The 24,959-nt window shown below is 46.1% G+C and carries 23 protein-coding genes; 7 read left to right on the top strand and 16 right to left on the bottom strand.

The features are described 5' to 3' along the window. Positions 1-264: 264 nt before the first annotated feature. From QUA16_RS13850 to QUA16_RS13815, 8 genes are all read right to left on the bottom strand, one after another. On the bottom strand, positions 265-1,350 hold the full coding sequence (locus QUA16_RS13850; protein WP_333103902.1) for an amino acid ABC transporter substrate-binding protein: 1,086 nt from the start codon (positions 1,348-1,350) through the stop codon (positions 265-267). Between the two features lie 317 nt (positions 1,351-1,667). Beyond that, positions 1,668-1,895, bottom strand: coding sequence for a hypothetical protein (locus tag QUA16_RS13845; protein ID WP_333103901.1), 228 nt, complete (start codon positions 1,893-1,895; stop codon positions 1,668-1,670). A 598-nt stretch (positions 1,896-2,493) separates the two neighbouring features. Continuing rightward, entirely contained in the window at positions 2,494-7,599 is a 5,106-nt protein-coding gene (locus QUA16_RS13840) for a PAS domain S-box protein (RefSeq protein ID WP_333103900.1), read from the bottom strand. 329 nt (positions 7,600-7,928) lie between these two features. Beyond that, positions 7,929-8,330, bottom strand: coding sequence for a fasciclin domain-containing protein (locus QUA16_RS13835; RefSeq protein WP_006634220.1), 402 nt, complete (start codon positions 8,328-8,330; stop codon positions 7,929-7,931). 346 nt (positions 8,331-8,676) lie between these two features. Beyond that, positions 8,677-9,072, bottom strand: coding sequence for a hypothetical protein (locus QUA16_RS13830; protein WP_333103899.1), 396 nt, complete (start codon positions 9,070-9,072; stop codon positions 8,677-8,679). Beyond that, positions 9,065-9,427, bottom strand: a complete 363-nt coding sequence (locus QUA16_RS13825) for a hypothetical protein (RefSeq protein ID WP_333103898.1) — start codon at positions 9,425-9,427, stop codon at positions 9,065-9,067. The genes QUA16_RS13830 and QUA16_RS13825 overlap by 8 nt, the downstream gene beginning before the upstream one ends. 128 nt (positions 9,428-9,555) lie before the next feature. Beyond that, entirely contained in the window at positions 9,556-9,939 is a 384-nt protein-coding gene (locus QUA16_RS13820; RefSeq protein ID WP_333103897.1) for a hypothetical protein, read from the bottom strand. Position 9,940: 1 nt separating this feature from the next. Next, a complete protein-coding gene (locus tag QUA16_RS13815; RefSeq protein ID WP_333103896.1) occupies positions 9,941-10,303 on the bottom strand; it encodes a hypothetical protein in 363 nt (120 codons plus the stop codon). A 6-nt stretch (positions 10,304-10,309) separates the two neighbouring features. Here QUA16_RS13815 and QUA16_RS13810 point away from each other — a divergent pair, with 6 nt between their 5' ends. Continuing rightward, complete coding sequence (locus tag QUA16_RS13810; RefSeq protein WP_333103895.1) at positions 10,310-10,618, top strand: hypothetical protein; 309 nt, start codon at positions 10,310-10,312, stop codon at positions 10,616-10,618. A gap of 14 nt (positions 10,619-10,632) precedes the next feature. On the opposite strand, the gene QUA16_RS13805 is transcribed toward QUA16_RS13810, so the two are convergent. Continuing rightward, positions 10,633-11,073 (bottom strand): Hsp20/alpha crystallin family protein, encoded by a 441-nt coding sequence (locus QUA16_RS13805; protein WP_333103894.1) that lies wholly within the window; start codon positions 11,071-11,073, stop codon positions 10,633-10,635. Positions 11,074-11,327: 254 nt separating this feature from the next. Continuing rightward, positions 11,328-11,615, bottom strand: coding sequence for a hypothetical protein (locus tag QUA16_RS13800; protein WP_333058030.1), 288 nt, complete (start codon positions 11,613-11,615; stop codon positions 11,328-11,330). 186 nt (positions 11,616-11,801) lie between these two features. Here QUA16_RS13800 and QUA16_RS13795 point away from each other — a divergent pair, with 186 nt between their 5' ends. The 4 genes from QUA16_RS13795 (at position 11,802) to plsY (ending at position 15,227) form a co-directional block, all read left to right on the top strand. Next, positions 11,802-12,596, top strand: a complete 795-nt coding sequence (locus QUA16_RS13795; protein ID WP_333103893.1) for an MlaE family lipid ABC transporter permease subunit — start codon at positions 11,802-11,804, stop codon at positions 12,594-12,596. 53 nt (positions 12,597-12,649) lie between these two features. Continuing rightward, complete coding sequence (locus QUA16_RS13790) at positions 12,650-13,042, top strand: DUF3119 family protein (protein WP_333103892.1); 393 nt, start codon at positions 12,650-12,652, stop codon at positions 13,040-13,042. Positions 13,043-13,101: 59 nt separating this feature from the next. Beyond that, positions 13,102-14,433 carry a DUF3086 domain-containing protein gene (locus QUA16_RS13785; protein ID WP_333103891.1) on the top strand — a complete coding sequence of 444 codons (1,332 nt, stop codon included), beginning with the start codon at positions 13,102-13,104 and terminating at the stop codon, positions 14,431-14,433. Positions 14,434-14,546: 113 nt separating this feature from the next. Then, positions 14,547-15,227 carry a glycerol-3-phosphate 1-O-acyltransferase PlsY gene (gene plsY / locus QUA16_RS13780; RefSeq protein ID WP_333103890.1) on the top strand — a complete coding sequence of 227 codons (681 nt, stop codon included), beginning with the start codon at positions 14,547-14,549 and terminating at the stop codon, positions 15,225-15,227. Positions 15,228-15,324: 97 nt separating this feature from the next. Here the strand turns inward: plsY and QUA16_RS13775 are convergent, their stop codons facing one another. Next, positions 15,325-16,110 carry a calcium-binding protein gene (locus QUA16_RS13775; RefSeq protein WP_333103889.1) on the bottom strand — a complete coding sequence of 262 codons (786 nt, stop codon included), beginning with the start codon at positions 16,108-16,110 and terminating at the stop codon, positions 15,325-15,327. A gap of 148 nt (positions 16,111-16,258) precedes the next feature. Here QUA16_RS13775 and QUA16_RS13770 point away from each other — a divergent pair, with 148 nt between their 5' ends. Then, positions 16,259-18,715, top strand: coding sequence for a bifunctional serine/threonine-protein kinase/ABC transporter substrate-binding protein (locus QUA16_RS13770; protein ID WP_333181173.1), 2,457 nt, complete (start codon positions 16,259-16,261; stop codon positions 18,713-18,715). Positions 18,716-18,883: 168 nt separating this feature from the next. Beyond that, positions 18,884-21,319 carry a bifunctional serine/threonine-protein kinase/ABC transporter substrate-binding protein gene (locus tag QUA16_RS13765; RefSeq protein ID WP_333103887.1) on the top strand — a complete coding sequence of 812 codons (2,436 nt, stop codon included), beginning with the start codon at positions 18,884-18,886 and terminating at the stop codon, positions 21,317-21,319. Positions 21,320-21,355: 36 nt separating this feature from the next. On the opposite strand, the gene proC is transcribed toward QUA16_RS13765, so the two are convergent. From proC to acpS, 5 genes are all read right to left on the bottom strand, one after another. Beyond that, the gene (gene proC / locus QUA16_RS13760; protein ID WP_333103886.1) at positions 21,356-22,201 is read right to left on the bottom strand and encodes a pyrroline-5-carboxylate reductase; all 846 of its coding nucleotides are present in this window, start codon (positions 22,199-22,201) and stop codon (positions 21,356-21,358) included. 187 nt (positions 22,202-22,388) lie between these two features. Beyond that, positions 22,389-23,006 carry a cell division protein SepF gene (locus QUA16_RS13755; RefSeq protein ID WP_333103885.1) on the bottom strand — a complete coding sequence of 206 codons (618 nt, stop codon included), beginning with the start codon at positions 23,004-23,006 and terminating at the stop codon, positions 22,389-22,391. 117 nt (positions 23,007-23,123) lie between these two features. Further along, positions 23,124-23,789, bottom strand: coding sequence for a YggS family pyridoxal phosphate-dependent enzyme (locus QUA16_RS13750; RefSeq protein WP_333103884.1), 666 nt, complete (start codon positions 23,787-23,789; stop codon positions 23,124-23,126). A gap of 72 nt (positions 23,790-23,861) precedes the next feature. Next, the gene (gene pipX / locus QUA16_RS13745; protein ID WP_333103883.1) at positions 23,862-24,131 is read right to left on the bottom strand and encodes a transcriptional coactivator PipX; all 270 of its coding nucleotides are present in this window, start codon (positions 24,129-24,131) and stop codon (positions 23,862-23,864) included. A 42-nt stretch (positions 24,132-24,173) separates the two neighbouring features. Then, positions 24,174-24,632, bottom strand: coding sequence for a holo-ACP synthase (gene acpS / locus QUA16_RS13740; protein WP_333103882.1), 459 nt, complete (start codon positions 24,630-24,632; stop codon positions 24,174-24,176). Between the last annotated feature and the right edge of the window lie 327 nt (positions 24,633-24,959).

The raw sequence follows: 24,959 nt of genomic DNA, 5'->3' as shown, positions 1-24,959 counted from the left end.
CCAGGCGAGATTGAGCTTTGGTGCGTGATATCGTTTCCGGTTGCATCGGAATGATTTAACCGCAGAGGGCGCAGAGAACGCAGAGGGAGAGAATACAGAGATGAATAATTCCGATGCTACCGGATTTGATATGACTTGATAGTTACTCGATTGGCGATCGGGATTTTCACCGTCACGCACCCTACATAGCTTTGGTGCGTGACTGTTAACAGTCAACAGTCAACAGTCAACAGTTAACAGTCAACAGTTAACGGTTAACTAAAATTAGCGGAATGGCGGCGAGTAAAGCAAACCGCCATCTTTCCAGAGTCTGTTTTGACCCCGTTCTAACTTGAGTGTACTTTTGGGGCCGAGGTTGCGATCGTACATTTCCCCGTAATTCCCCACTTTCTTCACAACGCGGACGGCGTAGTCGTTCGGGAGTCCGAAACCTTTACCTAAATCTCCTTCTGTTCCTAGCAAACGTTTGACGCTGGGGTCTGTAGTGCTTGCCACAATTTTGTCTACATTTCCTGAATTAATTCCCAAATCTTCAGCTTCAATGGCCGCAAAAACGATCCATCTCACCGCATCCGACCATTTAGGATCGCCGCTTTTTACTGCTGGGGCTAAGGGTTCTTTTGACATCACGATCGGCAAAACAACATTATTATCGGGATTCGGCAGAGTGGTGCGCTTAGAAACAAGTTGCGATCGATCGGCAGTCACACCTTGACAGCGACCTTCTTGATAGGTAGCAAAGGTAGAATTCACATCTTCAAACACGACAGGAGTGTATTTAACTCCTATTTTTCGCATTTGGTCGGACAAATTTTGTTCGGTGCTCGTACCTGTCTGCACGCAGATAGATTTGCCCGCAAAATCTTTTAAACTTTTGATGCCGCTGTCTTTTTTGACCATGATGCTTTGAGAGTCATAAAAGATCACCGGGGCAAATTCCAGTCCGGTAGTGCTGTCGCGACTCGCTGTATAGGTGGTATTTCGGCTGAGAATGTCGATTTCTCCGGCCTGCAAAACTGTAAATCTATCTTTAGCGTTGAGTTTTCGGTACTCGACTTTTTCGGGATCGTCAAATATTGCTGCCGCCACAGCCCTGCACACATCCACATCCAGTCCCGAATATTTGCCTTTTTCGTCTACAAAGCTAAAACCCGGCAGTTCGCCGCTGACGCCGCAAATCAGTTTGCCGCGGCTGACAATTGTATCTATCCGGCTGGAACCTTGTTGCGAGTTGCCGCCCGCTGCAGTTGTTGCTGTTGTTTGTCCGGTTTGTGCCGATCGATCCCTACAAGACGCCAACGGTGCCACAAGTAACACACTTGCTAGTAGCAGAAATCCCCATTTACGCATAGATTTTAATAGAACGCTTTCCTGACAATCCTACCTTGTAGCTGTCAGAACTGTGGCGATCGGCGATCTACACAGCCTCCGGTTTCAAATTAGCCGTTCTGCATCCGTTGCTGCACAGCGACAACTGCACCGACTACCCGCCTGTTTTTTTTGAGCAAACTGGGAGCCCAGAGTTAGAAACCCGGTTTCTGGCTGGAGATCTGGTCGTCAAACCTAAGATTTATCCCTGAAACCCGGTTTCTTTTCTGCTATTTCTGCCCAGCGCGAGCGATCGTCGCCTTTCCCTGGAATATTTATCCGATTTTGATTGAATTGGCTCACATTAGCTCTGGTGCCAGCCGCTGCTCAGCTAAATCGCGGATTAGGCACAGCCGAGACTGGATGTATTCGTCCAACAAATCTGCTTCTTTGCCATTGAGCGCAGAGTTCGTCTTTAACTGTTTCAGCAGCCACTGTACCAGGGTGGCATCGTCTAAATTGACTAACAGAGTAGCTTGGGTGGTCTCAATTAATGACCAGAGTTGGCGTAACATGACTGGAGTCATAAAACCTCGTTGAGCGTAAATACGCACTTAATGGGCGGGCATAGCGAAAAGCTGGTCTTGGTGTCTCAAGCCGATAGACGAAAAGCACCCTCATAACCATCGGCTTAATGATTATTTTATATTTGACCACAATAACTTAAGACAGTAGTGCCATAAGCTACAACACACAAGATGTTATAAGAGTTCCGAATATTGTCACATTGAGACCAAAATCTTGATAAAACATTAAAAATCTTTACAGACTATAGCTCGTGGGGGCTGCCAAGAGCCGTCAATCGATTTTAGATTTTAGATTTTAGATTTTAGAATTGAAGCATTGACTTGCGCGAGATAAATTCGGGGGCAAGTTTATCGGATACAGGTTTTTTATTTCTGGACGGATGAATCACGTGGCGGGTATCCTGGATGCTTTCGATCCGCGATCGGGCCCGATCGCCCGGTTCAAACTGAGATCTTGCACCATTCTCAATTAGCCGTAGGGGCGGGTTCGCCAACAGCCTTAAAGCTTGCAAATAGGTTCTATAAACCCGCCCGACCCCACGAAAAATCCTCTTATTGATATTGCTGCAAGATGTCAGTTCAAAAGAAAATTTATTGATTACTCAGCCGCCACAAACTTTTGAACCCGCGCCAGAATTATTTCTAATTCAGCGATGATTTTTGTAGCCCCCTCCAAATCATTTGAGTCGGCCACACTTTGAAGCTGATCTGCCATATCGGGCATTAACCGCACCGCCGCGGTAGCGCTGACACCTTTAATTTGATGAGCGTGACGCGCCAGTGCCTCCATATCTCCCGAGGCGATCGCCCCCTTAGCAGCTTCTAAATAACTAGCAGTATCCACCACAAAAGCTTGCAGTATTTCCCGCTCAAACTCTAAATCAGCGCCAGAAATTTCGTGCAAACGTGCCATATCGACTACCGATTCGATATCTGGCTCAGAATTTTGAAGTTCCTCGCCATTAAACTTGGGAGTTCCAATTTTTAGCTTGGCCGACCAATTTTCTAGTACCGATTTTAACTTTTCGATCGCAATAGGTTTGCTAATATAATCGTCCATGCCCGCCGCCAGACACTTTTCCCGATCGCCCTTCAAAGCATTCGCCGTCATCGCAATCACCACCGTCTTTTGATGCGACTCCATCTTCCCAGCAGCAACATCTGCAGCTTCCCGGCGACGCAATTCCAGCGTTGCTTCGTAACCGTCCAAAACCGGCATCTGACAGTCCATCAACACAATGTCATACTTTTTCAGAGCAACCATAGATAGCGCCTCTGCGCCGTTATTCGCGACATCCGCCGCGCATCCCAAAACTCTGAGTTGATTCAGACCAACTTTTTGATTGATGGGAGTATCTTCAACTAACAAAATCTTTAAACTTGCTAACTCCCGGTTGTCAATAGCTGAGGCTCGATTGGGCGTTGAATTTGCCAGAGGCTCATCAATCGGCGTCATCGGGGCGATCGCATTCGCCAAGCAATCAAATAGTCGGTGAGCTTTAACAGGTTTAGTTAAATACCCGCTAAAACCGCTATCTACCAAGCGTTTCGCCTCTCCAAGCTGAGTCATTGAAGTCAGCACCACCCAATGCGTCTGCTGCATTGCCGGCTCAGAAATCCTCAAGCGTTCGAGACTTCCCGCCACCATTTCCGGCAACTGAATATCAACCAAAACGATATCGTAAGGGGAATTAACGCTAACAGCTTTGTACAGAGATGCGATCGTCATCCAACCGTTCTCAACCTCCTCAACCTCCATTCCCCACAAAACAGCCATTCTCACTAGCACTTTTCGCACTGTCGGCTTGTCGCTGGCAACTAACATTTTTCGCCCCGCCAGCACCGTTTCAAAATTCACGTCACACGCTGTTCCGACAGCAGTTAAATTTTCCGTAACTGTCGGCACAGTAAACCAAAAAGTCGAGCCTTGACCAGGGGTACTTTCCACACCGATTTGCCCATCCATTAACTCCACCAACTCCTTAGAAATAGCCAGCCCCAAACCTGTGCCACCGTATTTTCGTGTCGTAGAGGCATCAACTTGAGTAAAAGATTGAAACAGCTTTCTTTTGTCTTCGGGAGCAATCCCAATTCCTGTATCTGTCACTTTAAACAGCAGGAGCATCGAGTCATTGTTTTCTATTTTTAACGGTTCGATATTCTCTAAAATTTTCTGATTATCGCTAGCTGCCCACACCCCAGGATTACTAGCATTAGCAACCTCAATTACCACTTCTCCTGCTTCTGTAAACTTAATAGCATTGTTGATTAAATTAGTGAGTATTTGCCGCAACCGCGCTGCATCGCCTTTAATTTGCAGCGGCACGTCGCTGTCAATTAGTGCCACCACTTCTAGACCTTTTTCTTGTGCGGGAGTTGCTAACAAATCCAGCACTTCATTCACACAGATACTGAGGTTAAATTCGATTGTTTCTAACCGCATTTCTCCTGCTTCCAGTTTGGAGAGATCCAGAATATCATTAATGATAGAGAGTAAATTTTGGCTGCTGAGTTTCAGCGTCTGTACAAAGTCAAGCTGTTCGGGAGTAAGATTCGTTTTCAGCAGCAAATCAGTCATCCCCATCACTCCATTCATCGGAGTACGGATTTCGTGACTCATATTTGCTAAAAATAGCGACTTCATTCGAGACGCTTCTAGGGCTGCTTCTCGGGCCTGCTGCGCTTGTTCAAAAAGAGTAGATTGCTGAATGGCGATCGCCAACTGCACGCTCAACCTTCCCAGCAAATCCATCTCTGAATCAGTCCAAACACGCGGAGCGCTGCACTGATGGGCAATCAGCAATCCCCACAACCGATTTTGACTCGTTTCCAAACTCCTTCCCGGCAGTTCACTTCGAGTTTCCAGCGAATATTCGGCTGCCAACCCCTGACTTTCATCCCCTATAAAAATTGGTACAACTAAATTAGCCCTTACCTGCAAACTAGCAAGTAAATCTCGGTGTTCCTCGCTCAAATTGGCAGTATAAATATCTGCCATTGCTTGAATTGTTCCTGGACTGTACAGCCATACAAAACTTTCCCCAAAGGATGTTCTTTGAACTTTTCTTCCCAGCAGGGGCATCCAATCATCCCCTACAGATTCCACAACAACCAGCGCTGTTTCCTCGGACTCAAAACGATAAATTACGGTGCGGTCAGTGGCCAGCAACTGCCGCACTTCTTGTACAGCAGTGCTCAGAGTTTGAGTGAGGTTGAGAGACTGCCGGACTCGCTGGGCGATCGCCGAAACCAGCCGTTCTTGTTCTGCTTGTTCCTGCAGCATTCTCTCAGCTTGCTTGCGTTCGGTGACATCGCGAATTACCGCAGCAAAGCACAGCGGTTCGGTGGTTTGAGGGTGCTTGACCAGAAAAGCATTCATCACAACATCAATGGGTTGTCCGGTGCCCAAGTGCTGCATTTGACCTTCGCCTTGCCACTGGCCATGACTGATAATTGTTGGTAAAATCTCTTGTCTGAATTTCTGTTGAAAATCGGGTCCAATATAATCCCATATCTCCGTATAAAGCACTGGTGAAAGATTCTCTACACCCACCAGTTTTCGTCCGGCTTCGTTGACAAACAGCGTTTTGCCTTTTAGGGTAGCCATACCGATAAAATCGCTGCTGTTTTCAATCAGCGACACAAATTTTTGCCGTTCTTCTTCTCCTTTTTTGCGTTCGGTAATGTCGCGCTTGACGCAGACATGACAAATTACATCGTCGGCGTTGTTAATCACAGAGTATGCCGCAACGTCGATCGCCAGCGTCTGGCCTTTTTTAGTGGAGTTAGTAATTTCGCCCCGAAAACTTCCTGTTTTTGCTAAACTTTGGGCAATTGCCAAAAAGCGATCCCCCGCAACCAGCGGCGAAGCTTCTGCTTCTAATTCCGCGTCTGTGTATCCTAGAAGCGTTTGGTGAGCAAGATTTTGTTCGAGGAAAAACCCGTCTGCATCGATAATGACGATCGCATCGTTGGAGTTTAAAAATATTTCTCGGTAAAGTTTTAGTTTTTCCTCAGCTCGCTTGCGTTCGCTGATGTCTCTTTTGACACTTACATAACAAACTACATCCCCAGCATCATTGAGAACCGCAAAAGCCGAAACCTCGACCTCAACTGTTCCTTCTTGCACAGCCTTAATACAGGTCATTTCGCCTCGGTAACTCCCAGTTTCTCCCAAGCTTTGCATTACCGAGGCAAATCCCTGTTCTCCCATGTGAGTGGCCGGGGTTTTCCCCCACAATTTCGATGCACTGTAACCCAGCAAAGCAGTGTGAGCTTGATTTGTTTCTAAGTAATAGCCTTGGGGGTCTAAGATCGCGATCGCATCGTTGGATTTCAAAAAGATTTGTTGATAAAGTTGCAGCTTCAGTTCAGCTTGTTTCCGGGCGCTAATATCCGTGAACAAGCCGTAGTAAACTATCTCCCCCGATGCTTGGAATTCTGGCTGGGAAGCTCCTTGCACCCATTTAAGTTTTCCTGACGGAGTGACAATTCTTCCTTCCCACCGCCAAGGCTGCAAATTTTCAGCAGAAAGCGTCACCGAGTTGAGAAAATCATCTCGATCTTCGGAATGAATCATGTCAACAATTACATTAAAATTCTGCTGAGCCGCCTCTGGTTCTATTTCATACAATTCTCGGCAGCCCGCGCTCACAAACGAGAAGGCCATTGAGCCGTCTGGATGCAAGTCAATTTGATATACCGTACCGGGTACGCTAGCAGTAATTTTTTGCAGTTGGGCTTGGCTTTGATTCCTGGCTTCATCTGTGGCCTGCAATTGACCAATCTCTCTAGAAAAACCCAAAACCCCAAATATATTACCCTCTGCATCGCACAGTGGCACTTGTTGCGTGTCAAAGATGTGCTGTTTGCCACCTTCAAAGACGATCGCCTGGTAGGGATTGCGAACCCTCTCCCCGGCCAGCACAGCTCGATCGTCCTCGCGGATGCTCCTAATTTTGCCGTTGCGATCGCCAAATACTAATTCGGCACAAAACCCTAATTCAATATCATCTTTGCCGATAATTTCCTCAACATTTTTCCCCAAATATTCAGCAAAACTTTGATTGACAAAAATGTATCTAAAATTTCTATCTTTCGCAAAAACTCTGTCCGGGGCCGCGTCCATTACAGCCCGCAACAATAGTTCTTGACTTTGCGAATCCAGAGCAAAATTATTTTTAAGTTTATCCTTGACAGTGGTCGTTTTAGCTGCTAAAATAACTAACTGTTTTGCACAAATTTGAGCGACCGTGTGGAGCAAACAAAGGTGTTCCAAATTAAAAGCAGTTGCCTGTTCTGCACCAATGAAAAATACTCCCAACAATTCTTCACTTTCATCCGGGTTGGCTGGTGCCATCAAGACCGACTGAAACTGAGCAATTGGTGGCGGAGCGATGTTGTGCGCCCAGTCCCGATTGCCGGCGAGCCATTCAGCACGAGCAGCTTGCAAGCGCCCTTCAATTTCGGCTTTGGCGCTAGCAGTTAAGGGCTGTGAGTGTTCCAGGTATAGTCGATCGTCCGGTAGCGTCAAAATTGCGATCGCCTCTGTGGGAATGAGGCGATCGAGATATGCCAGACACGCAGACCAAATTTCATCCGCACTGAGAGCTGCTTGAACTTTTGCAGTAAGTTCGTTGAGAACTTGCAGTTCCAAGGTACGCTGGCGGACTTTTGCTTTGAGGCTGGCGGCTAGGATTTGCATAGTGCTAACCAAACTGGTTTGCTTATATTATAATTATTGATTTTCAAATTTTTGTAAACAATCATCTTAAAATATATCCGGCGAAAAGACAACGGTTTTATATTTATATTACCTTCAACCGCTAAAAAAAAGGCGAGATCGGGAGCAAAGAGACACTGCTCAATGCAAGTTCTCGCTCCCGCTGCGACACTTAAGCTCACACCCAAACACAGATGCAAGCTGCGACTTCCGCGATCGAACTCAACACATTTTAGACCAAAGTTCAAACCCTCAAATTCATGTGTTGAGTCAATCAAAAATCGAAAATCGAAAATCAATGGACGGTGAAACTACCCCATTAAAATCACATTATCGATCACATGGATGACGCCGTTATCAGCTTCGATATCCGCAGCGACAACTGTAGCATTTTTCACCTCAAAACCGTCAGAACAATCAATTTTAATCGGCGAACCTTCCAAGGAAGTAACAAAACCGAGTTTGGCCAAATCAGCTTTCATAAACTTCCCTGATACGACATGAAACATCAAAATCCTAGTCAGTTGGGGAACGTTCTGCACTAAGGTTGTGATAGTTCCCGGTGGCAATTTGGCAAAAGCATCGTCAGTGGGTGCAAAGACAGTGAAAGGGCCCGGACTTTTGAGCGCGTCTACTAAATTAGCTACTTGCACCGCCGTTACCAGGGTTTGAAACGAACCCGCACCTACGGCAATATCAACAATATCAGGCATTGTGTTTTACCTCATCTGGGAAAAAAGTTCTATTAAGTATCGTAAACTGAGGCGGGCAACAATACCTAATGTCTTTTTTGAAAAATTGGTAATTCTTTTGTAGTGAGGACTTCAATCCTCAGATTTTTGATGAGGACTTCAGTCCTCACTACAAACCTAATAATATAGGACTTACGCATGGGGGCGCAGAAACCGGTTTTTTTACGAAAAGACGCGTTAAAACCCGCCGATTAGGTAAAAAACCCAGTTTCGAGGAGTCGGAGTGCGTAAGTCCTGTAATAGTTATTTTACCAGATATAATATTACTAACCGCTTGGGAATTTAACGGCGCGGTGCTTTTCAATTGCTACAAGACTGCTGGCGATTGTGATACCAAAACCTCGGTTTCTAAATCTGCTACTTCACCATTGAGGTTTTCTCCCTTGTGAATGCTAAAACGGCCGTACAAAATTGAAATTTCAAAAATGTCTGTAGTAATCACCGCAGGCTTGCGGTGTTCGGCATCGCCCAAAGAAATTCCGAAGAATTCAGCTTCCAGTTCGCTAACTGCCTTTTCATCGTGTACAGTCCAATTGATATCGCGACAGTCTTTGAATTCCAGCATATAAGGCAATCTTTCTTCGGGATTGTAGACGCATTCAATTAATACTTCGTTTCCCCATAAAGATACGTTTACTTTTGTGATTAAAGATGTAAAACCACCCAATCCAAGCAAGTTATAGTCATCCTTCCAATCACTCATTTAATTTTTCTCCCGTATTGTGAGTACCTGGAATTAAATTACCCAATTCATCTCGCGTTCGCAATAAATTACCATCTCTATCGAGACGGAAACCTTTGTTGATATTTCTCCCATCTGAGCCATATTTCGGTGCAGGCGTTCTAATCACTTCACCGTTAGGACGGATCATTACTGTTGACTTATCAAAAAATTTATATGCAACATAACCATCTCTAGTAGTTCTGATTTCTGCACCCAGTCCGCGCAAAAAGTCATCGACTTCTTGGCGAGTCATCCCGGTTAAGTCTCCAAACTCAGATGCAATTCCATTTCCTCCAACTCCCTGACTCGGCACGCAAGTCTCCTCACCAACCATTGCCTTTTCGAGTTTAGCACATTACCTTTTGCAAGTAGCTACGCAATACGCTTGTGATACCAAAACCTCTGTTTCTCAACTCATTCCCAAGTCTTTTATCTAAAATCTCACAGCTAACATCGAAATTACTAAACGACTGCTTGCGCTGGTGATACCAAAACCTCTGTCTCTAAATCTTCAGAATTTAGTTTTTCTCCCTTTTGAATGCTAAAACTGCCGTACAAAATTGAAATTTCAAAAATGTCAGTATGAATTAAAGCTGCTTTCCGGTGCGCGTCCTCACCTAAATGAAAACCAATCAAATCAGCTTCAGGATCTTTGACATCTTCAGGATGGAACACCTCCCAACTGATGTCTCGGCAGTCATGAAATACTATGCTATAAGGCAATCGATCGCCTGTCGGATCGTAAATACATTCAAATAAAATTTCATTCCCCCACAAAGACACATTGACATTTGTGATGAGGGATGTAAGTCCACCTAAATTAAGCAAGTTGTAGTCATCGGGCATATTAATTACTCACTTTTTCTCCAGTATTGTGCGTCCCAGGAATCTTATTGCCAAATTCATCGCGTGTTTTGACCAAGCTGCCATCTTTGTCAAGACGCAAACCTTTGTTTATTTTTCGGCCATCTGAACCGTATCTGGGAGCTGGGGTGCGTACAACTTCACCATCAGGACGGATATTGACTCGCGAACGATCGGCAAATTCGTATTCAAGATAACCTCCGTCAGTAGTTCTGATTTCTGCACCCAATCCGCGCAAAAAGTCATCGACTTCTTGGCGAGTCATCCCGGTTAAGTCTCCAAACTCAGATGCAATTCCATTTCCTCCAACTCCCTGACTCGGCACGCAAGTCTCCTCACCAACCATTGCTTATTGGAGTTTAGCACGGTTGAAGAATCGGAACCAGGAAGTTCGGCAACGGATTCGCTTTCTTCGGATGTAACGGATGGATGGAAGAAGGAAGAAGGAAGTTCGGCAACGGATTCTGTAACGGATGTAACGGATGTAACGGATGTAACAGATGTCAGTCCGATGGAAGTCGGAAGAAGGAAGAATCCTTCCTCAAACTCGCAATCGCCAATTACCGATGCCCAATGCTTTTCGGCGCAATTACCAATTACAAATTCCCAATTCCCAAAACAAATAGGGCGCGCACCGCACGCCCTATTTATCAGCAATTAGCCAACAATTATTTATTAGCCGAGTTGAACTTTAACCACGCGGTTCTTTTCGGCTTCCGCTTTGGGCAAAGTCAGGTGCAAAACTCCATTTTTGTACTCAGCTTCTACGCTGTCATTTTGAACCCGTGCGGGTAGGGGAATCACCCGGCGGAACGAACCGTAGCGGAACTCAGAGCGAGTCATGCCTTGATCTTCACTCTTAGTTTCCAGACGGCGTTCGCCACTGATAGCAACAGCTTGTGCGGTTACTTGTACGTCCAAATCCTTAGCTTCCATGCCCGGAACTTCTAATTTAAGGTGGATGGCTTCGGGAGTTTCTTCGAGTTCGGCGGGGGGTAGAAAAGCAGAACCGTTAGATCCGCGATCGGTTGCCGGAGTCAAGCTATCAAACAACCGATTCATTTCTCGCTGCAAGGAGTCCATTTCCCGCAAAGGTTCCCAACGAATAAGTGCCATAACTAATACCTCGACTATCTGAAATTTTTAGAGGTTGAGAAACACTTGACTCAACTTGTATTTAATATATTCCAGCTCCCGAAACTGGGGGATTCGGTTTTCCGCAAAAAGAGCGATCGCATTTCCGAACATTCGCGATCGATATTGTAAAATCATCAAAAGGGGCGGGTATCCGATCCAACCGGAACCCAGCAATTTTAGATTTTAGATTCGAGCGAGGAATTCCCATCTAAAATCTAAAATCGAAGGTTCGATTAACTCCACCGCGAATGCTGATAAGAAGCGTAGGTATCAAACAAAGCACCCACCAAACCAAAAGTTAGACCGATAACGAAAAAACCCTGGAGGGGACAGCCGCTGCCGAAAGTAGCTAAGAACTGCAAAATCAGCTCTTCTCCAGAACGACCAACTCCTTGGAGAGCAGGCACGAAGCCAATCAGGGAAAAGCTAGTCAATCCCCCGCCGATTAACAATAAGGGGGCGACAAAGCTCAACAGGCCCGTCAGCAGTACAGAGCGAAGAAAATTGGGAAAAATGCTCATAAGAGTCAGTAAATTCAGCTAAACTGCCGAAAGGTACAAGCAAACAAAACTTGTCCTTTTCTACAATAGGCAGCGATCGCCCTCAGTGGCCGGTTCTGTCAGAAATCTTAAATGTTAGAGAAAAAACTTGTTTAAGATTTGTAGATAAATTTCATTTTTTGCAGTTGTTCTATACTCGAAATCCCCTTGAGCACCACTACATCTTCCAGCCTCAGTTTGTGGAGTCAGCGGTTGCTGGCAGCAGCTTTATTGGGCGGCCAAGTCATGCTGCACTTGCTGAAGGGCAAAATTCACCGCCGCAACACCCTCGACCAAATGGCAGCAGTCGGCCCGGAATCTCTGCTGATTGCTTTGCTGACTGCGGGTTTTGTCGGCATGGTATTTACTATTCAGGTAGCGAGGGAGTTTATTAACCTCGGTGCAGGCAATGTCGTCGGTGGCGTTTTGGCTTTGTCTTTGACGCGCGAGCTCGGCCCCGTCTTAACAGCCGTAATCGTGACGGGACGGGTAGGTTCGGCTTTTGCAGCGGAAATCGGCACGATGCAGGTAACAGAACAGATAGATGCCCTGCTGATGCTCAGAACAGACCCGATCGACTATTTAGTAATTCCCCGCGTCATTGCTTGCTGCTTGATGCTGCCCATTTTAACTATCATGTGTCTCGTCACCGGCATCGCCGGCGGACTGCTGATTGCTACGACAATGTACGGCATCTCTCAAAGCGTGTTTTTAGAATCAGTCCGCAATTTCCTGAGTCTGTGGGATATTTGCAGCGCGGCCATTAAGGCTTTTGTATTCGGTGGCTTGATTGCTGTAATCGGCACTAGCTGGGGTTTGACCACCACTGGCGGGGCAAAAGGCGTCGGCCAATCGACTACTACGGCGGTGGTGACGGCTTTACTGGCTATTTTTATTGTGAACTTTTTCCTGACTTGGCTGATGTTTCAGGGGACGGGCTCTAGCGTACTCAAAGGCTTGTAAGCTAGGAAACGGTAAAATATAAAGTATTGACAAAATTCGTTTAACTTAAACCCGTGAATAGCACTGCCTCTTCGACTGCGCCGGCAAGTACGATCGAACTCGCCCCGAGTTATGCCATTCCCCTAGTCCTGGTACTGGCGGCCCTACCGCTGCTGTTCGTGCAGAAGTGGGCAAGTTTGCCACTTGCGCTGTTCGGCTTGTTTCTGATGTACCAAGCCGCCACCATCCGGCTGCAATTTACCCCAACAGATTTGGACATTTATCGATCGTCCAACTTAATCCGCCGCTTTCCTTACCGAGAATGGCAAAATTGGCGGATATTTTGGCCCGCGGTGCCGATTTTGTTCTATTTCAAAGAAATTAACAGCATTCACTTTCTGCCGGTTCTGTTCGATCGTAAAATGCTACAGACCTGCTTAGAACAGCGCTGTCCCCGTCAAGACTAAAAAAGTTGTTAATTTTAAATTTTTAACTTTTCCGTGCCCTACGCCGAACCAAATTTCCCATGAATTCAGACCCATCTCCAACTCAAGAACCGCAACCACAACCAGCCGCGCCAAGCGGTGACGGCGAAGTCGATTTACCCGTGAATGAGAGGGAGTACCAACTTCTATCTCAAACAGAGGATTTGTGGCTCGACGAAAATGAACTGCCAGCCCAACTCCCGGCAGAAACAGACCAGCCACTGGACGAGGAAGATGCCGAAATCGCCCAATTCGTGGACGAAGCAGGCGCCATCGCCCAAATTCCACCCAACACCGCCGATGCCGAATCAGAAAGTCCGATCGCTCAAATCGAGCCTCCCACAGACTCCCAGCCAACAGCAATCCCAGAAACGGTAACGCACATCCCAGAAAATGTTACCGAACAGTTGGCAGAGAGAGTCCAAGAATTGCAGCAGCAAGAACAAGCTTTGACTGAAAAAATTGCCGCCTTGGAAGCCGACAAAGCCAATGCTATAGAAGCGTTGGGCCAGGCTCAATCATCGATCGGGCGTTTGGTACAAGACGGCTTGATTCAACTAGATCAGCGCAAACAAGCGCTACAAATCGAAGTAGAAAAACTAGAACGCCGGCGCGATCGAATTCAAAAGGAAATGCGAACCACTTTTGCCGGCGTTTCCCAAGATTTAGCAATTCGAGTTCAGGGTTTCAAAGACTATTTAGTAGGGAGTTTGCAGGATTTGGCCGCTACCGCCGAACTCTTAGATTTGACACCGCCAGTGCAAGAGACACCACAGCGAACTGCTGCTGAGGAGTCTCAATCCTCAGCACCGGTAAATCCCAAATTTGCCGAACAGGGATTTCAAGAACAAGCCAAACAAATTCGCCGCACCCTCGATCAATACCGCACTGTCCCCGACTACTACGGCCCGCCTTGGCAACTCCGCCGCACTTTTGAACCCATCCACGCGGAACGAGTTTCTAACTGGTTTTTCACCCAAGGAGGAAGGGGTGCTTTGCGGACTATGGGTTCGCGCTTGCAAAATATCTTGATTACTTCGACTATTATTTCTGTACTCAGAAGCGTCTACGGCGGGCGGGTGCGGACTTTGGTGCTCGCCAACAGTCCCGAACGTTTGGGAGAGTGGCGCCGGGGTTTGCAGGACTGTTTGGGCATTACTCGCAGCGATTTTGGCCCGGAAAGGGGGATTATTATGTTTGAGTCTGCGGAGGCTTTGGCTCAAAAAGCCGATCGACTGGTGAAAGATGGCAAATTGCCACTAATTGTCATTGATGAAACTGAGGATTTAATTAGTTTGTCAATCCTGCAATTTCCGTTATGGTTGGCCTTTGCTGCCGATCCGCAAACTTTGACGACTGCTAAGGATTTTTGATGGGGTAATTGGTAATTGGTAATTGGTAATTGCTAATTAGTAATTGCTAATTGCTAATTATGCTAGGGGAAAGGTTGCAAATTTTAAAAGTACAGGAAATCTCAAATTAAAAAATGGCTAGCTGGATAATTTTAAATGGCGCATTGCTAATAGCAGCTTATCTGCTGGGTTCGATCCCGACTGGGTACGCCTTGGGGAAATGGATGCTGGGAATTGATATTCGAGAGGTTGGTTCGGGTTCGACTGGTGCGACTAACGTACTGAGGACTTTGGGGAAGTGGCCGGGGTTGGGGGTTTTGTTGGTTGATGTGTTGAAGGGGGTAAGTGCGATCGTCCTAATCCGCTACATTTACTCTCTCACTTTTACCAGCCAGCTAGCAACCGCGGCAGGTTTAGAAAATACTGCAACTCTCCTCCCTTGGATGGCAACTTTGGCGGGTTTCTCGGCTGTTTTGGGCCACAGCAAATCAATCTGGCTGGGGTTTACGGGGGGTAAATCTGTGGCTACGAGTTTGGGAGTTTTGCTGGGTTTGTACTGGCCCGTTGGTTTGGGAACTTTCGGAATTTTCGGGATAGTATTTGCGGTTTCGCGAATTGTTTCTTTAAGCTCGATTATCGGAGCAATTAGCGTTTCTGGATTGATGTTTGCTTTACATCAGCCGCTGGCTTATGTATTGTTTGGAATTGCGGGCGGCGTGTTTGTAATTGTGCGGCATCGGAGCAATATTCAGCGGTTGTTGAAGGGTACTGAACCGAGGATTGGAGAGAAATTGGAAACAGCAGCTAGCGATTGACCGGTAGTATTTTTGTACCGCTGGTTGCAGATTACTATTTCTCTGTCCAATCTTGGATTTAAGCTTTTGCAGGATGCCTTGCAACGCATTGTACAGCTTAGAATCCCTGAGCAGAGATAATACTGTTTTGGAGTTGAGCTGGCGTTACACCTTCAAAAAAACCTACTAAATCGCCAGAATTTCTGACTTTGATTAGAGTCCCTGAAGTAACTATCGGTGCAGGATTTAAGATTGATGGGGATACCCGGGGTTTCCCTGCTTCTGGAACGTCAAACGAGAGTAAGATTGTCACATTTGTCAAGCTTTCCAAAACTACATCGTTAACCGTCAAACCGTCTGCTAATCCAATTTTATCGAAAGCGGGTCTGAAAGCTGTAATGAAATCGACATTATTGATATTAGTCACTCCGGGTTCTGCTTGGAGGACGTACAAGTTGCTGCCTTCGATTTTGATTGAATTATTATAACCCAAACCTGCTAAAAAGTCGCGACCTAAACCTCCCACCAGAGTGTCATTTCCGTTACCGCTGGCTAATAAATCATTGCCTTTACCGCCCAATAGAATATCGTTTCCCGCACCACCTATAAGAAAATCTGCATCTTGACCCCCGTTGAGAAAATTATTTCCCTCTTCTCCAAGCATGGAGTCTCTTCCTTTTCCTCCGAATAAAGAATCGTTGCCAAAACCCCCACTGATAATATCTTCCCCCTCATTGCCAAAGATCAAATCGTTGGTTATTGCGCCATCGATTGTATCGTCACCTCCGAACATCAAAACTCCCCCAGAGGAAATTCCTCCACTTCCGATCCGTAAATCTACATATTCGGATGTATTGTCGCCAAAGAAGCGCGACGATCCTGATGGGTCTCTTTGTAAAGCCATAAAATATCTTCTCCGTAAAATCTCAGATGCCAAGATTATTAAATAAGCCAATCTCAAAGTCTATTCATAAATTCAGAACTTTGAGTTCATAAAAGTCATAACTTTGAGTTCATAAAAGTCATATTTGTGGTACGATCGACACCAACGAGTGCAGCGATTCGAGGGGATAGAACAATTTATGTGTCTGAATCCAGGGGATATTCTGCGCGATCGCTACCGAATAATCGCTCCATTAGGGGAGGGAGGGTTTGCCATAACCTATAGGGCTGTCGATCTACATGAACCCGACGAAAATCCCCTGTGCGTCGTCAAGGAAATTAGGCCGCCTCAATCTCACGATCCCGATGTTTTGCACAGGGCACAGGTGCAATTTGAAACAGAAGCTGAATCCCTGATATCTCTGGAGCAGTGCTCGCGCATTCCCAGGTTAATCGACCACTTTCAAGAACAGGGAAGATTTTACTTAATTCAAGAATATATTGAAGGAAATCCGCTGAACAAAGAAATCGGTTCAGGCAGGCAGTTTCAGGAGTCAGAAGTTATTGATTTATTGCAGGACATTTTGTCCGTTTTAGCTTTCGTCCACGATCAAGGGATTATTCACCGCGATTTAAAACCATCAAACTTAATCCGGTGCAAAAAAAACGGCAAAATTGCGGTGATTGACTTTGGGGCAGTCAAAGGTATTAGCAATTTGGCGATTCAGGGCGGTCAAATAACTCAAACTCGCGTCATCGGTACAGACGGTTATATGCCGGCCGAACAGTGGAAAAATCAGCCAAGATTTAACAGCGATATCTATGCTGTGGGAATCATCGGCATTCAAGCGATCGCAGGCTTAGATATTCAAGATTTTTTTAATGATAAAAAAACTGGGGAACTCGTCTGGCACTACTCAACTGACGATCGCCCGATGGTACAAATTAGCGAGGAACTCAAAAAAATTTTAAATAAGATGGTGCGTTATCACTTTAACGATCGCTATCAATCCGCTGCTGAGGTGTTGCAGGATTTGCGATCGGTAACAGTAGTGCAGTTACCACCTATTCAACTGCCTTCGATGGAATTAAACTCCGACACCAATATCTGGAAAAGATTGAGAGTCCGACTGCCGATCGCGATCGCCGTCGTTGCTGCTGGAGCGAGCGCGATTTATTACAGTTTTTTCTCATCAAAAACTGCTTTAGTCTTCAGAGATGGCTTAAGTGCTGGAGAAGAAATTCTCTTTACAAGTTCTCGTCCTCGGCTCAAGAAAAAAGGAGTGGATGAGTTTGCAGCTTCAAATTCAAAGCTTGCTTTGAAAAATTTCAAAGAATCGTGGCAGAAAGAATACGGCAAAGATCCAGAAACTTTAGTTTACATGAACAATGCTTTTCTGGAGGCCAGCAAGACTCCTTATTACACAATTGCTGTGGCCCTTCCCATCGGATCGAGAAATCCAGACACTCCTGCTCACCTTGGCGATCGGGCAAAAGAGGTTCTACGCGGAGTGGCTCAAGCGCAAACAGAAGTTAATTTGGGACTGCCCAGTTCTAGGAGCGATCTGGACTTTCCAGGTCTTGGTTTTTTACCAAGTAAAGCCATTAAGGGCAAAGGACTTAAAGTAGTTATTGCTGACGATGCAAACGATGAAGAAGAGGCAAAACGAAAAGCACAGTTACTGGTAAATCAACCGGATATTTTAGCAGTTGTCGGTCACACTAACAGCGAGATGACGATGCCCACGGTAGATATTTACAATGACAATAATCTGGTTTTGATATCTCCAGGTGCTTCCACAGAAGAACTGACCTATGAGTTGAGAAGATTTTTCTTTCGGACTCAATATACGAGCAGTTTAATAGCTAAAGATTTAGCGGACTACCTGTTAGCAAAAACGACCAAAAAAGCAGCAATTTTATACAATGAGGAAAATCCCTTCAGCGCATCTTTTAAGCAAGAGTTCACAAAATATTTTGGAGACAGCAAAGGGGGGAAAATAGTCCGAATTCGTGATTTCGATTTATCTAAAAAAGATTTCAACGCCCAAAGAGCAATAAAGGAGATCGAGGCAAAGGGAGAAACTGGGATCGCGTTAGTTCCAGACGCTCAAGTTACGAACTCCCTAAACAACGCCGTTGAAATAATGAAAGTTAACGACGATCGCAATTGGATTGTCGGGGCATGGACGCTGATGCGATCTGGAACTTTAGAACTTGCATCCCAGCGGCAGCAAAAGTCGTTTAAAAAACTCCTCTTATCTGTCGGCTGGCATCCCTTAAACAGTCCCAACAAAGAATTTCCTCAACAGGCTCGCTCGCTGTGGGGAGGAGAGGTAAATACCCGTACAGCTTCGGCTTACGATGCAGCCCGCGCACTTATAAAAGCATTAGAAATGCAGCAGGAACCCAGTCGCGAAGGAATGCAAAAAACGCTTTCATCTCCAGATTTTAGCGCTTGGGGAGCAACAGGAACCATTCAGTTTAACTCGCCGGAAAATGGCAATCGCAAAAATCCTCCCAGCGATTTGGTGCATATTGTAGAGTGTCCAAAAGAGCAGTTCGGCCTCACTTTTGTTCCGGTCAAGTATCCGACAGCGGCAGCGGCAGGTTTAAACTGCAATTGAACTCATTTCCGATTGATTCAATTTTCTGGCGTTAGCCGCCCTCGCTCGCGGTACATGAACCGCCAGAGGGGGACGTTACATACTCGTGAGTAAACTATATAAACCCGTTCCCGCCCGATGGTAAAATCAACGTCAACGAGTGCAGCCAGTCGGGGAATCGGAGAATTTATGTGCCTACAGCCAGGGGATATTCTGCGCCAGCGCTACCGAATTATCGGTCAATTAGGGCAGGGAGGGTTTGCTAAAACCTATACGGCTAACGACGCTTTAGGCAGCCCCGAAAATTCCCTGTGCGTCGTCAAGGAAATTGAGCCTCCTGAATCTAACGATCCGCGGCTGTTGAAGGAAGCACAACAGCAATTTGAAAGAGAAGCTCAAACCCTGAAGTATCTCGATAAGTGTCCGCGTATTCCCAAGTTAATCGAGCACTTTCAAGAACAGGGAAAATTTTACTTAATTCAAGAATACATCGAAGGGAATCCGCTGAACAAAGAACTCGCTTCTCTCAGGCAGTGTAAGGAGTCAGAAGTTATTGATTTATTGCAGGACATTTTGTCCGTTTTAGATGTCGTCCACTCTCAAGGTATTATTCACCGCGATATTAAACCGTCAAACTTAATCCGGCGCCAACTTGACGGCAAAATTGTTTTAATTGATTTTGGGGCGGTAAAAGCGATCGGCACTTTGGCGATCGAGAACGGTCAAATAACTCAAACTCGTGCCATTGGTACCGAGGGTTATATGCCGGCAGAACAGTGGAAAAATCAGCCAAGATTTAACAGCGATATCTATGCTGTAGGAATCATCGGCATTCAAGCGCTTGCCGGCTTAGATATTGAAGACTTTTTTAATGATAAAAAAACTGGGGAACTCGTCTGGCACTACTCAAGTGACGATCGCCCGATGGTACAAATTAGCGACAAGCTGAAAAAAGTTTTAAATAAGATGGTGCGCTACCACTTTAACGAGCGCTATCAATCTGTTGCTGAAGTGTTGCAGGATTTGCGTGAAGCGAAGCTATCCCGTAGGGAATCGCTAACAGCGTTGCACTCACCTGCGCCCCCTCCACAACAACCTCTGCTGCCGAAGCCTCAACGCCAATGGCAAGATACATTGAGAGTCTGCTTGCCGATCACGATCGCAGGATGCCTTGGGCTAGCAGCATTTTTAATACACAAAATTTTCACACCTCAAACTTGTCCTTTAATCCAGGGAGATGCTACGAGTTGTGGCGAAGAAATCCTGATAAAAACATCTGGTTCTCGCTTAAAACAACGGGCAATTAATGAATTTTTAAATGCCAATTATCAATCAGCCTTTAATTTATTTAAACAATCCTGGAACGAAGAAGAACGCAAAGATCCAGAAACTTTAATTTACATGAATAATGCCCTTTTGAAGGCAAAAAAAGCTGATTACTACACCCTGGCAGTTGCCGTTCCGATTAGCAACAGCGAAGGAGGTACTGTCAATTCTGATTTGGCTAGAGAAATGTTGCGCGGCATTGCCCAGACCCAAACAGAAGTCAACCTAGGACTGTTTAATTCCGATCGCAATAACTACTTTCCCGGTCAAGGTTTTTTAGCAGGGAAAGCCATTAATGGCAAGGGTATTAGAGTCATTATCGCTGACGATGCCAACCTCAAAACAGAGGCAAAAGCTAGGGCCTCTTCACTCGTGAAGCAAACCGAGATTTTGGGCGTCGTCGGTCACTATACTAGCGAGATGACTGTGCATGCAGTCGATATTTATGACAAAAATCACTTGGTCTTAATTTCGCCTGGGAGTACAACTGAACAATTAACAGAAAAACCTCGGAAGTTTTTCTTTCGCACTGTCCCTAGAAATCAAATTACTGCTGAAGCTTTCAAAAAGTATCTGATTGAAAACGCAGGTCAGAAAAAAGCGGTGGGTTTTTACTGTCCTGAGATTCAAGCTACTTCTTCATTGTGGGAAGAATTCAGAAAACAGTTTAGACAAGCAGGAGGAAATATTTTCAGCATCACTGAATTCGATTTGTGTAAGAAAAATTTCAACGTTGAACTAGCATTACAAGAAGTCGAGCGAACCGAGAAAACAGCGATCGTCTTAACCACGAGTCATGTCCCGGATGCAGTCAAAAATGCGATGGCACTTATTAAAGCCAATGGCGATCGCAATTGGGTAGTGGGAACCGGGGGAATCTACAGCCAGAAAACCTTAGAAACCGCCTCCCAGTTACAGTCTTTTGAGAAACTGGTGACATCATCCTCTTGGCATCCTTTAACTGCTCCCAACCGCACATTTGCCGATAATGCTCGAAAGCTTTGGGGAGGAAATGTCAACCACCGCACAGCTTTAACCTACGATGCAACTCGGACGCTAATTAAAGCAATAGAAATCCAACAGCAACCCAGTCGCGAAGGGATGCAGAAAACTATTGCTAGTCCGAATTTTAGCGCCACAGGAGCAACCGGAACTATTGAGTTTGATGCGAACGGCGATCGCCAAAATTTTCAACCGGAGTTAGTGCATATTGTCAAGTGTCGAAAAGAACAGTTTGGTGTAGCTTTTGTTCCCGTCAAATATCCGACGGCCAAAGCGGCAGGTTTAAAGTGCGATTGAACTCATTTGTGATAGTTTCTGTGCGTCATTCCTGACTTATTTCCCTAATTCTTGAGAACGCAAACAAGCTGCTTTCACTGCTTCGATCAGCGCCGAACGAAAGCCGTTACTCTCTAATTTAGCAATTCCCGCAATAGTCGTGCCGCCGGGACTCGTAACTTGATCTTTCAATTGTGCCGGGTGCATTCCCGTTTCTTGCATTAGCTTCGCCGTACCGAATACTGTTTGTAAAGCTAATTGAGAGGCGATCGCCCGTGGCAGTCCAGCACAAACTCCGCCATCTGTCAAGGCCTCAATCAAAATTGCTACATAACCAGGCCCGGAACCCGAAAGCCCTGTCACCGCATCCAGCATACTCTCAGGTACTTCTACCACTTCTCCCACGGCCTGAAAGATGCGCTTTACCAATTCTAAATCAGCCGGTTTAACAAGTTTTCCCGGAGCGATCGCGCTCATTCCCGCCCCTACCGTTGCCGGAGTATTCGGCATCACCCGCAGCACTCCCCGCCCCGGAAACGCTGGTTCTAGCTTGCTCAGTGGCACTCCTGCCAAAATCGACACTACCAGCGCTTCTGGCTGGGAATCAGCCGTTTCTCCATTATTTCCTTGTTTGCGATCGGCCGCCACCGCCAACTCCAAAGCTACCGTATCAAAAACTTGCGGTTTAATCGCCAAAAACAGCACTTCTGTAGCCGCAGCAACTTCTAGATTGCTGGCTGTTGTTCCAATCCCGTATTTGTTAGCCAAAAACTCGCGGCGCTTTACCCCAGGCTCGCTCACCAATATTTCTGAAGGCAAATAAACTTTTTGTGCTATTAAGCGGGATAAGAGAGCTTCCCCCATTACCCCGCCGCCGATCGTACCAAATTTTATGTTAGTCATTAGTCAGTTGTCACTTGTCACTTGTCACTTTTGAGTTATCAGTTGTCAGTAGTCAGTTGTCAGTTGTCATTGGTTACTTAGTTGTTAGCTAATGTTATTAATCCGCAGTCTTTATTCCACAGTTATTTAGTTGTTAACTGCTGACTACTCACCACTGACTACTGACCACTGTCAACTGTCAACTGAACTACTGAGCTACTGGAGCTTGTTCTGCCGGCCAGACTGTGGGTGCAGGAGCAGCAGCACGAGGGCGTCCTTGAGCAGGAGGCACTTCGTGAACCACACCAGACTGAGTTCTCACCTGCACGCAGCTAGGCGTAAACAAGAAAATACTTTCGCCAATTCGCTCTTGATGACCGTCAAGGGCATAAGTACCGCCCGCCACAAAGTCCACAGCTCTTTGCGCTTGGTCTGGGTCCATCACCGTCAGGTTCAAAACCACAGACTTCCGTTCCTTAAGGGCTCGAATTGCTGCCGGCATCTCTTCAAAAGTGCGCGGCTCCATTACTACTACTTCCGAAATCCCGTTCATAGCTCCAGGCATTCCAATCACGTTATTCATTACTGACCCTACTCCCCCGGTTGGTGCAACGACATCCATACCTGTCGATCCTACTACTGACCGCTCTCGCATTCTACGATTTTGACGACGTTCTTCTTCGGCTGCTGCGACAGCAGCAGCGTTGGGTTCAGGCGCTTGGTAGAAGTTCTGATAGCGCTCGCCTTCAGTTTCGTCGTACACGTCATCGTACTCAGGCTCATTGTTGATGCCTACAAAATCTCGCAGTTTAGAAAAAATATTCATGATTCACGCTCCTTCACGACTTTGCTGCCCCGACTATACTCGCGTTGCGCGTTAGTCGCGGGTGGCTGACTATTCTATATTTAACCCAAATTGTCTTTATCAGAAGATTTCAATTATTTATCCCCTCCTAGAGCCAAATAAGGTTTGTCCTAGCCGTACCATAGTAGCACCTGCTTGAATTGCCAAATGATAATCTCCCGACATCCCCATCGAGAGCTGCTGCATTTGAATGCAGGGCAAATTTTGCTGCTGGATTTTCTGTGCAAGTTCGCGAGTGCTGTTAAATAATTCTAGGATTTGCGAGTCATCTAATCCCAGCGGAGGAATTGTCATCAAACCTTGAATTTTGATATGCTGACATTTGTTGAGTTCTGGAAGGTCGGCCAGCAGTTCTGGAACGCTCCAGCCGTATTTGTCCGGGTCGGGCAACATTTTGACTTGCAGGCAGACTTGGGGAGAGCACGACTGTTCGCCCGCCAAGCGCGAAAGTCGCTGAGCGAGTTTTAAATTGTCGAGAGAGTGAATCCACTGGAAATGCTCTAGGGCCTTGGCGGCTTTGTTGGCTTGCAAGTGCCCGATCAAGTGCCAGTTGATATCCGGTAAATCTTGCAGTTGGCTTTGTTTTTCGGCAGTCTCTTGAACCTTACTCTCACCAAAATCCCGGATACCGGCCTCGTATGCTTCGCGGATAGCATCAGTCGGTACCTGTTTGGTAACGGCAATTAACCGCACTGATTCCGGCAAGTGTTGGCGAATGCTGTTAATTCGAGAGGCTATGGTCATGGGTGCTCAACGCTCTTGACGGGAGGGAAGGAAAATTTAGACAGTTACCAATTACAAAATTACTGATTTTCGTTATTGAAATGTGCGCTGGTGAATGATCTGCAATTGGTCGTACTCCTGATATTGACCGCTGCGACGCAGGGTTCGCAGGCGAATTTCGACCATCAGGCGAGCGTCGGAGCGACTGATTGGTTCAAATCTCAGCCCCCCAGGGCCATTTGTCACCAAAAAAAACAGGCGCTGGGCGTATAGGGTGGTAAATAATTCTTGGCTGTCTTCAACCTGGGATACCCTGAAGAGGAGCCCAAAGTTTGGATGATTCAGGTAGGTTTCGGTAGTCATTCACACTCACAATCGATCAATTTTAGATTAAAGATTTAGATTTTAGATTTTAGTTTCGCTCGATCGCCCGACGGCGTTGTTTGAGAGCGGGGTACAAAGGGCGATCGCCGTAGCCGTGCAATAGTCTCCGTCGTGGCTGAGGCTCAATTGCCACTGGCAATTTCCCCAAACAGAGGCTTGTGCTGCTGCGGTTCCGTGCAGTTGCACATTGGGAGCACCGTTTTCGGAGCGCCGAATTTCCACATCTGCATACCGTATTCCCCGCCATCCCGTGCCTAGAGCTTTGACAACGGCTTCTTTTGCTGCCCAGCGCCCCGCTAGCTGGTTGCAGGAAACTCGATTCATTTTACCTTTAATGCTGCTGTGTTGAGAATTTAGTTGCCCGCAATCCCTTTGTTCGGCGGGCGTGTAAACTTTTTCGAGGAAGCGATCGCCAAACCGATCTAATGCGGCTTGAATGCGCGGAACATATACGATATCTGTCCCAAGATAGATGTTCAAGGTCTTGGTTCTCTAAATATTTGTCTCCATTACTTTAGCAGGACTGTCGCGCACCAGACAAAATTTACTCAAATGTCAATACGGTTCAGTTAAGGAAAATTGTAGCGAAAATGTTGGGTTTCGTTCCTCAACCCAACCTACGCACGATCGGTTTTTTTAGCACTAACCCAAGCGTATTGACTCAAATGTATGCCCGTGCTTCAAAGCCCGCTCGAATCTTTCCTTCCCAATTCTTCAATCTCAACTCTAATCAATCTAAAATCTAAAAACTAAAATCTAAAATCGCAACATCTGTCCCAAGATAGATGTTCAAGGTCTTGGTTCTCT

Origin of the sequence: Microcoleus sp. S13_C3, assembly GCF_036700905.1 — a bacterium.
In the GTDB taxonomy this organism is placed as follows: domain Bacteria; phylum Cyanobacteriota; class Cyanobacteriia; order Cyanobacteriales; family Microcoleaceae; genus Microcoleus.
Note: the sequence above shows the minus strand (reverse complement) of the source record. Positions and strands in the feature narration are given on the sequence as shown.

Bases quoted from the DNA above. Each gene is read 5' to 3' on its own strand.
- QUA16_RS13850 (WP_333103902.1), bottom strand. From the start codon at position 1,350: ATGCGTAAATGGGGATTTCTGCTACTAGCAAGTGTGTTACTTGTGGCA.
- QUA16_RS13845 (WP_333103901.1), bottom strand. From the start codon at position 1,895: ATGACTCCAGTCATGTTACGCCAACTCTGGTCATTAATTGAGACCACC.
- QUA16_RS13840 (WP_333103900.1), bottom strand. From the start codon at position 7,599: ATGCAAATCCTAGCCGCCAGCCTCAAAGCAAAAGTCCGCCAGCGTACC.
- QUA16_RS13835 (WP_006634220.1), bottom strand. From the start codon at position 8,330: ATGCCTGATATTGTTGATATTGCCGTAGGTGCGGGTTCGTTTCAAACC.
- QUA16_RS13830 (WP_333103899.1), bottom strand. From the start codon at position 9,072: ATGAGTGATTGGAAGGATGACTATAACTTGCTTGGATTGGGTGGTTTT.
- QUA16_RS13825 (WP_333103898.1), bottom strand. From the start codon at position 9,427: ATGGTTGGTGAGGAGACTTGCGTGCCGAGTCAGGGAGTTGGAGGAAAT.
- QUA16_RS13820 (WP_333103897.1), bottom strand. From the start codon at position 9,939: ATGCCCGATGACTACAACTTGCTTAATTTAGGTGGACTTACATCCCTC.
- QUA16_RS13815 (WP_333103896.1), bottom strand. From the start codon at position 10,303: ATGGTTGGTGAGGAGACTTGCGTGCCGAGTCAGGGAGTTGGAGGAAAT.
- QUA16_RS13805 (WP_333103894.1), bottom strand. From the start codon at position 11,073: ATGGCACTTATTCGTTGGGAACCTTTGCGGGAAATGGACTCCTTGCAG.
- QUA16_RS13800 (WP_333058030.1), bottom strand. From the start codon at position 11,615: ATGAGCATTTTTCCCAATTTTCTTCGCTCTGTACTGCTGACGGGCCTG.
- QUA16_RS13785 (WP_333103891.1), top strand. From the start codon at position 13,102: ATGAATTCAGACCCATCTCCAACTCAAGAACCGCAACCACAACCAGCC.
- plsY (WP_333103890.1), top strand. From the start codon at position 14,547: ATGGCTAGCTGGATAATTTTAAATGGCGCATTGCTAATAGCAGCTTAT.
- QUA16_RS13775 (WP_333103889.1), bottom strand. From the start codon at position 16,110: ATGGCTTTACAAAGAGACCCATCAGGATCGTCGCGCTTCTTTGGCGAC.
- QUA16_RS13765 (WP_333103887.1), top strand. From the start codon at position 18,884: ATGTGCCTACAGCCAGGGGATATTCTGCGCCAGCGCTACCGAATTATC.
- proC (WP_333103886.1), bottom strand. From the start codon at position 22,201: ATGACTAACATAAAATTTGGTACGATCGGCGGCGGGGTAATGGGGGAA.
- QUA16_RS13755 (WP_333103885.1), bottom strand. From the start codon at position 23,006: ATGAATATTTTTTCTAAACTGCGAGATTTTGTAGGCATCAACAATGAG.
- QUA16_RS13750 (WP_333103884.1), bottom strand. From the start codon at position 23,789: ATGACCATAGCCTCTCGAATTAACAGCATTCGCCAACACTTGCCGGAA.
- pipX (WP_333103883.1), bottom strand. From the start codon at position 24,131: ATGACTACCGAAACCTACCTGAATCATCCAAACTTTGGGCTCCTCTTC.